Origin of the sequence: Streptomyces sp. SID3212, assembly GCF_009865405.1 — a bacterium.
Lineage (GTDB): Bacteria > Actinomycetota > Actinomycetes > Streptomycetales > Streptomycetaceae > Streptomyces.
The window spans coordinates 1-7,507 of record NZ_WWJY01000585.1 but is presented as its reverse complement, the minus strand read 5'-3'; the positions used below and the strand labels follow the sequence as shown (position 1 = coordinate 7,507).

At 72.5% G+C, this 7,507-nt stretch carries 7 protein-coding genes and 1 pseudogene; 6 read left to right on the top strand and 2 right to left on the bottom strand.

Features of this window, described 5'->3' with window-relative positions; all coding sequences use genetic code 11:
* The 3 genes and pseudogenes from GT042_RS17565 to GT042_RS17555 form a co-directional block, all read left to right on the top strand.
* Positions 1-621: pseudogene (locus GT042_RS17565) on the top strand (MFS transporter); the annotation flags it as partial.
* Between the two features lie 44 nt (positions 622-665).
* A complete protein-coding gene (locus tag GT042_RS17560; RefSeq protein ID WP_161309656.1) occupies positions 666-1,616 on the top strand; it encodes a ribose-phosphate pyrophosphokinase in 951 nt (316 codons plus the stop codon).
* Positions 1,617-1,670: 54 nt separating this feature from the next.
* Positions 1,671-2,690: a pyridoxal-phosphate dependent enzyme gene (locus GT042_RS17555; protein WP_161309655.1), complete on the top strand. Its 1,020-nt coding sequence runs from the start codon at positions 1,671-1,673 to the stop codon at positions 2,688-2,690.
* Between the two features lie 9 nt (positions 2,691-2,699).
* On the opposite strand, the gene GT042_RS17550 is transcribed toward GT042_RS17555, so the two are convergent.
* Complete coding sequence (locus GT042_RS17550; protein ID WP_161309654.1) at positions 2,700-3,563, bottom strand: haloalkane dehalogenase; 864 nt, start codon at positions 3,561-3,563, stop codon at positions 2,700-2,702.
* 252 nt (positions 3,564-3,815) lie between these two features.
* Here GT042_RS17550 and GT042_RS17545 point away from each other — a divergent pair, with 252 nt between their 5' ends.
* Positions 3,816-5,009, top strand: a complete 1,194-nt coding sequence (locus GT042_RS17545; protein WP_161309653.1) for a threonine synthase — start codon at positions 3,816-3,818, stop codon at positions 5,007-5,009.
* Positions 5,006-5,731, top strand: a complete 726-nt coding sequence (locus GT042_RS17540) for a PAS domain-containing protein (protein WP_161309652.1) — start codon at positions 5,006-5,008, stop codon at positions 5,729-5,731. The genes GT042_RS17545 and GT042_RS17540 overlap by 4 nt, the downstream gene beginning before the upstream one ends.
* Here the strand turns inward: GT042_RS17540 and GT042_RS17535 are convergent.
* Complete coding sequence (locus tag GT042_RS17535; protein ID WP_161309651.1) at positions 5,714-6,457, bottom strand: hypothetical protein; 744 nt, start codon at positions 6,455-6,457, stop codon at positions 5,714-5,716. The genes GT042_RS17540 and GT042_RS17535 overlap by 18 nt on opposite strands.
* 214 nt (positions 6,458-6,671) lie before the next feature.
* On the opposite strand from GT042_RS17535, the gene GT042_RS17530 reads away from it, so the two are divergent.
* Positions 6,672-7,507, top strand: an 836-nt coding sequence (locus GT042_RS17530; protein ID WP_345943810.1) for a pyridoxal-phosphate dependent enzyme, incomplete at its 3' end; no start/stop codon positions are given.

Here is a 7,507-nt window from a genome sequence, read left to right as displayed (position 1 = left end):
CCCTCGGTCGCCGAGACGTGGCGTACCAACAGCCGTCTCTGGTCGTCGCCCGCCCGGCGCACGGTCTTCCTCGCCCTGTGGGTGCCCAACGGGCTGATAGTCGGCTGCGAGTCCCTCTTCGTCCCCTACGACCCCGGGAACGCGGGCCTGCTCTTCGCCTGCGCGGCCTTCGGGATGCTCATCGGCGACACCCTCGCCGGTCGCTTCCTGCCCGCGCGCCGACGTGAGCGGCTGGGCGCCCCGCTGCGCCTGCTGCTCGCCGTGCCCTACGTGGTGTTCGTCTGCCACCCGGCGGTGCCCTTCGCGGCGGCAGCGGCCACCCTCGCCTCGATCGGTTTCGCGTCGAGCCTGCTGCTCCAGGAGAGCCTGATCGCGCTGACCCCGGACGACATCCAGGGGCAGGCCCTCGGCCTCGACACCTCCGGGCGGCTGACCATGCAGGGCGTGGCGGCGGCCCTCGCCGGGGCGGTCGCGCAGTACACCTCGCCCGCGACGGCGATCACGGTCATGGCCCTGTCGTCCGTCGTCGTCACGCTCGCCCTCGCCCCCGGTCTGCGGCCGGAGCGGATCACCGCGGCTCTCGGACCGGCCGCGGATCCGGCGTCCGGAAGCGGCCGGTAGCATGACCCACGGACCCCCGGTCGATCATGCGAGGAGCCGTTTTCGTGCGAGACATCGCTGTATTCAGCGGTAGTGCACATCCCGAGTTGGCGGCCGAGGTGTGCGGGCATCTGGGCGTTCCGCTCAGTCCCGTACGCACCAGTCGGTTCGCCAACGACTGTCTGGAGGTGCAGCTCCAGGCCAACTGCCGGGAGCGGGACGTCTTCCTGATCCAGCCCCTGGTCACCCCGGTCCAGGAGAACCTCGTCGAACTGCTGCTGATGTGCGACGCCGCCCGGGGCGCGTCGGCCAGCCGCATCACCGTGGTCATGCCGCACTACGCGTACGCGCGCTCGGACAAGAAGGACGCGCCGCGGATCTCCATCGGCGGCCGGCTGGTCGCCGATCTCATGGTGACCGCCGGAGCGAGCCGCGTGCTGGCGATGACCCTGCACTCGCCCCAGATGCACGGCTTCTTCTCCGTACCGGTCGACCACCTGCACGCGCTGCGGGAACTGGCCGCGCACTTCCACGACTACGACCTGTCGCGGACCACCGTCGTCTCGCCCGACCTCGGCAACGCCAAGGAGGCCGCGGCCTTCGCCCGGATGCTCGGCGCGCAGGTGGCGGCGGGCGCCAAGCAGCGTTTCGCGGACGACCGGGTCAGCATCAGCGCGGTCATCGGCGACGTCACCGACCGCGACGTCATCGTGCTGGACGACGAGATCGCCAAGGGCAGTACGGTCCTCGAACTCCTCGACCGGCTGCGGGAGATGAAGCCCCGCTCGATCCGGGTCGCCTGTACGCACGGGCTGTTCTCCGCCGGCGCCCTCAAGCGCCTCTCCGCGCAGCCGGACGTGCTGGAGATCGTCTGCACGAACACGGTGCCGATCCCGCTGGAGGAGCACACCGAGAAGCTGCGGGTCCTCTCGATCGCCCCGGCGCTCGCGGAGGCCGTACGGCGCATCCACAACGGGGAGTCGGTCAGCGCCCTGTTCGACGCCCACACCACCTGACCCGTCACCGCTGTCCCGGAGAGACCTTCCCCGCGATCGGACCGAGAGAGCCGGATGAGCGACGAGACTCCCGTACGGCTCGGCACCTGGCCCACCCCGCTGGAGCCGGCGCCGCGCCTCGCCCGGATCGTCGGGCTGGAACCGGACGACCTCTGGATCAAACGCGACGACCTCACCGGTCTCGCGGGCGGCGGCAACAAGGTGCGGAAGCTGGAGTGGACGGCGGGAGCGGCCCTCCGGCAGGGGGCCAGGACCCTGGTCACCAGCGGCGCGCCGCAGAGCAACCACGCCAGGCTCACGGCCGCCGCCGCGGCGCGCCTCGGCATGGACGCCGTCCTCGTGCTGAAGGGATCACCGCCCGGCGTACTGAAAGGCTCACCGCCCGGCGCGGTGAGCGGGAACATCGCGCTCGACGGCATCCTCGGCGCCCGGATCGTCTGGGCGGGCGACGTCGACCAGGCGGGTCTGGGCGCCGTCCTGGACGAGGTCGCGGAGGAGTTGCGCGCCCAGGGCGCCGGGCCCGCCGTGATCCCGTTCGGCGGATCTAGTGTCCTCGCCGCCCGGGGATACGCGGAAGCGGGGCACGAACTGCTGACCCAGGCACCCGACCTGGCGACGCTGGTGGTCGCGATGGGATCCGGCGGCACGATGGCGGGCCTGGTCCACGCGCTCGGCGCGGACCGGGTCCTCGGCGTGGACGTCGGAGCCGTCACCGACCCCGGTCAGGTCGTCTCGGACTTCGTCGCCGGCCTCGCGGGCCCCGGGGCGCCGGCCGCCCACGCGCTGCGTCTGCGCCGTGACCAGGTCGGCGCGGGGTACGCGGAACTCACCGACGCCGTGACGGACGCGCTCACGGTGACAGCCCGCGCGGAGGGCGTGGTGCTGGACCCGGTGTACACGGGCCGTGCCATGGCCGGTCTGATCGCGGCGGTTGCCGAGGGGGACGTACGGCCGGGACAGCGCACCGTCTTCCTGCACACGGGCGGCCTGCCCGGACTGTTCGGCCACACCGCCGCGATGGCGCGGGCGCAGGCCGCCGTCACCGACTCCTCGACGGTCCACAGCCGCCCGTAACACCCGCGGTCAGGGCAGCTCGGGCAGCCATGCCGCGAGGGCCGAGCCGATCCGGTCGGGGGAGTCCTCCTGGACGAAGTGGATTCCCGGAACAGTGAGTTCGCGCTGGTGGGGCCAGACGCGGCACCGCTCGCGGGGGGCGCCGGTGAGGAACTGGCCCGGCTCGGCGTTGACGAACAGCTTCGGCACCGGCGCGGTGCCGAGCCAGGCCGCGTTGGCCTCCACCACGGCCGTGACGTCGGCGGGCTCACCGTCGAGGGGCAGCTCGCGCGGCCAGACCAGCATCTGGCGGCGTGCTTCGCCGGGCTCGCGCCAAGGGCGGCGGTAGGCGTCCAGCTCCTCCGGGGTGAGTTCGCGAAGTACGCCACCGGGAAGGAAGCCCTCGATGAACACGTTGTCGTCGAGGACGAGCCTTTCCCCCTCGGGGCCGCGGACGCGTCCGATGAACTCGCCCCCGTCGGCGAAGTGCGCCGGCGTCAACGGCGCCACGATCGCTTCCATGTACGCGATGCCGCGCACGGCGTCGGGATGACGGCGCGCCCAGTCGAAGCCGAGCACCGAGCCCCAGTCGTGCACCACGAGCACGACGCGCTCCCGAACGCCCAGCCGGTCCAGCAGGCGCTCCAGGAAGGCGGCATGGTCGGCCAGTCGCATACCGCGCCCGGGCAGCGGGTCCGAGTCGCCCATCCCGGGCAGGTCGGGTGCCAGGCAGCGGCCGAGTCCGGTGACGTGGGGCATCACCTTGCGCCATACGTACGACGAGGTCGGGTTGCCGTGGAGGAAGACGATCGGGTCGCCCTGTCCCGCCTCGACGTACGCGATCCCGGTGCCATCCACATCGATGCGCCGCTTCTCGCCGGTCACAGGGCTCATCTCGACTCCATCCCGCCAGGTGTCAGTGGCGTTCGCTTCACGGTCACGGCAGTGGCAAGCGCCGGCCAGCACAACGAACGACCAGGCCAAAGGAAACGACGTGCGCGGAGGGCGGGAGGTGAGCGCAACCACACGCCGCGTCTTGACGAAGGGTCTATGTTTGTATTTTCCGTCCAACTGGTGTGACTGGTCCGACTGGTGGGACCCGTCCACCCCGTCCGCCCCGTCCGACCGCTCGAAGGGCAGCCGATCATGGAACGTCCGACACCACCCCGCTACCTCGACGAACGCTCGGGCAGGACCTACCCGCTGACCGGCAGGCGCTGGCGCGGCGACGACGGCGCGCCCCTGACCGTGACCCCCCTGCCGGGCATCGGCCGCGACGACCTGGACACCGGCACCCGCTCGCTCTGGCGCTACCGCGCCGCCCTGCCCGTCGCGGTGGACCACCCGGTCTCGCTCGGCGAGGGCGGCACGCCGCTCCTCGCCTCCTCCTGGGGCGCGGTCCAGGTCTCCTTCAAGCTGGAGTGGTTCAGCCCGACGGGCAGCTTCAAGGACCGCGGGACGAGCGTGATGATCTCCCACCTGGCGGGGCTGGGCGTCACGGACGTGATCGAGGACAGCTCGGGCAACGGAGGCGCCTCCGTCGCCGCCTACTGCGCGGCTGCCGGCCTGGGCGCCGAGATCCTCGTACCGGAGTCGACGTCGGAGGCGAAGATCCTCCAGAGCCGCGCGTACGGAGCACGGGTGCGCCTCGTACCGGGGGACCGGGACGCGACGGCGGCCGAGGCCGTCCGCCGCTCGGCCGACACCGCCTATGCCAGCCACAACTGGCACCCGTTCTTCCTCCAGGGCGTCAAGACCCTCGCGTACGAACTCTGGGAGGATCTCGGCTTCACCGCGCCTGACAACGTCGTCACGGTCGCCGGCGCGGGCAGTGTGGTCCTCGGCTGCGACCTGGGCTTCTCCGAACTGCTGGCGGCCGGCCGGATCAGCCGCCTGCCCCGGCTGCTCGTCGCCCAGCCCGCCAACTGCGCCCCCCTGCACGCCGGTTTCCAGGCCGGGGGCGAGAGTCCCGTACCGGTCGACCACGCGCCGACCATCGCGGAGGGCGCCTCCATCCGGCGGCCCGTACGGTTTCCCGAGGTGCTGCGGGCGATCAGGCGCTCCGAGGGCGACATGGCGGCGGTCCCCGAGGCCGACATCGTGTCCGCCGTCCACCGGCTCGCCGCCAAGGGGCTGTACGCGGAGCCGACCAGCGCGACCGCCGCCGCCGCGATCGACCTCTTCACGGCCCGGGGGGTCATCAGGCCGGGACAGACCACGGTGGTGGTGCTGACAGGGTCCGGGCTCAAGGCCCCCGCCGTGATGGGACGGCTGGTGGCCGGGCAGGACGACGGGAACGGGTCGCCAGGCCCGGGCGAGGGGACCGGGGGGACCGCGTGAGCGACGAGGACGAGCTGCTGCTGCGGGAGTCCGAGAAGATCGTCGTCGCACTCGGCCGGATGTTCCCGGGGCTGTGCGAGGTCGTCCTGCACGACCTGCGCGACCCGGAGCACGCCGTACGGGCGATCGAGGGCGGGCTGTCCGGCCGTCAGGTGGGCGACCCGGCCACCGAGCTGGGCTTCGCCCGCATCCAGGACCCCGGCTACCCCGACGTCCTCCAGAACTACCCCAACCGCTTCCCCGACGGCAGGGCCGCCAAGAGCACCTCGATCGGGATCAGGAACGGCGAGGGCCGGTTCGTCGCGGCCATCTGCCTCAACCTGGACGTCTCGCAGTTCGCCGGAGCCGCCAGGAGCATCGCCGAGCTGATCAGGACCGACGACCAGGACCGGCCGCTCGCGGAGACCCTGACCGCCCGGAGCGCCGACGAACTGCGCGCGGTGACCGACGCGTTCGCCGCGTCCCGGGGTCTCACCCCGCGCGCCCTGGGCCCCGCCGCCCGGAAGGAACTGGTCCGTTCGCTCCGGGCGCGGGGCTTCCTCCAGGTCAAGCACTCCGTACAGACCCTCGCCGAGCTCCTCGGGGTCTCACGTGCCACGGTCTACAACTACCTGCGCGGACAGCCGGACCGGGCACCGGGGGAGGCGGGGACCGGAGAGGGCGGCGACCGGGAGGGCGGGCAGAACAGCGGCGGACAGACGAGATCAGCGGTAGACGGGTGAGGGGAACGAGGCAGGGGCCGGGCTGAACAGGGCCGTGTAGGGGTCCTCCTCGTAGTGCCGGCGGTGGCGCCCCGCCTGGCCGTTGTCGACGGACGACGGGGACGGCGACGTGAGCAGCCCGTCGGCGGCGAGCGTCTGCACCCGCAGCAGGAGGGTCCGCAGGTCGAGCCCCAACTCCCCGGCCACGGTCTGGAGGTCGAGGCCGGACTGCCAGCTCCACAGCAGGACGGAGTCCATGCTCGACGACCAGACGACGTTCTCCTCGACCATGGGCACCGTCATCGGAGCGGCTTGGTGCGCCGAGGCCGGATCGTACGGCGCCGGGTCCGGGTGCTGCGGATTCATCTCCTCCCTGGGGTGCGGCAGATGGACCTCCATCTCCGTGGTGGCGTCGACCGGGGAGGTCGTGGAGACGGGGGAGTTCGACAGGAGCGGGGGCTCCTGCGGGCCCTCGGCGGCGCAGACCTGGAGGAGGCTCTTGGCGACGCTGCGCGCGTCCTCCCGCCCGACCGTGCGGCGGGCCACCCGTACCTCCCGCTCGTTCAGTCCCATCAGATCCGCCACCGAGCCGTCGTTGCCGACGGTGACGGCGAAGGCGGCGAGGGTTCTGTTCCGCTCGGCCTGTGCGTCGTCCAGCGTCGACTGCGCCTGCCGGACACGCTCGTCGCTGGCACAGAAAGCTTCCGCCAGGACGATGTTCCGCTCCCAGAGTTCACGTGGATTCACACACCGGACAACGCGCCGACCGGCAAAGAGGATGGACCATTCAATCAATTACACCCAAAAGAACCAAACGTGTGATCGGGGGAACTTGGGCAAATTGCACGCGAAAGGATACTGCGGTGCCTGCCCTGTACGTGCGTTCGGCCGCGCGGCCCGGTCGTCCCACCCTGTGGAGTGCCGCTTTACCCGGCCGGTCCGTGCGCGAGAGGGTGGGCGGGTGTCCCCCGCACCGCGCACCGTCGACAGCGCCCCTTCCTGGTACGTGAACGCGACCGCGAGGGACTGGACCTGTGAGCCGCCACCGGCCGACGTCCCCCTCTTCCACGCGGGCCTGCCCGCGCCCGGCCCGACCCCGCTGGTCGAACTGCCCGCGGTCGCCGCCGAACTGGGCGTCCGCCGTGCCTTCGTCAAGGACGAGTCGACCCGCCTCGGACTCCCGGCGTTCAAGGCGCTCGGCGTCTCGTACGCGGTCCACCGCATCCTCGCCGAGCGCGCGGGCGCACCCCCGGGACCGGCGACCGTCGAGGAGATGCGCGCACGCGCCGCCGCCCTGCCCCCGCTGGAGCTGATCGCCGCCAGCGACGGCAACCACGGCCACGCGCTGGCCCGTACGGGACGGCTGCTGGGCGTGCCGGTACGGATCTTCCTTCCCGAGGCGGTCGGTGCCCGTACGGCCGCGACCATCGCCGCCGAAGGCGCCCGGGTGGAGGTCAGGGCGGCCGACTACGACCGAACCGTCCGGTACGCGGCCGGGGTCGCGTCCGCGCGGGACTCCGCCGTGCTGGTGCAGGACACCGCGTGGGAGGGGTACGAACAGATCCCCCGGTGGATCGTGGACGGGTACTCCACGCTGTTCCACGAGATCGACGCGCAACTGCGGGTGGCCGGCGCCCCCGCGCCGTCCCTGGTGGCGGTGCCGATGGGGGTCGGTTCCCTGGCCCAGGCCGCCGTCGCGCACTACCGCAGCACCGCAGCCGGCCGCCGGACCGCCCTGCTGGGTGTCGAGCCGGACACCGCCGCGTGCGTACGGGCCGGCCTCGCCGCGGGCCGGCC

Coding starts and splice junctions, on each gene's coding strand:
- GT042_RS17555 (WP_161309655.1), top strand. CDS start 1,671: ATGAGCGACGAGACTCCCGTACGGCTCGGCACCTGGCCCACCCCGCTG.
- GT042_RS17550 (WP_161309654.1), bottom strand. CDS start 3,563: ATGAGCCCTGTGACCGGCGAGAAGCGGCGCATCGATGTGGATGGCACC.
- GT042_RS17545 (WP_161309653.1), top strand. CDS start 3,816: ATGGAACGTCCGACACCACCCCGCTACCTCGACGAACGCTCGGGCAGG.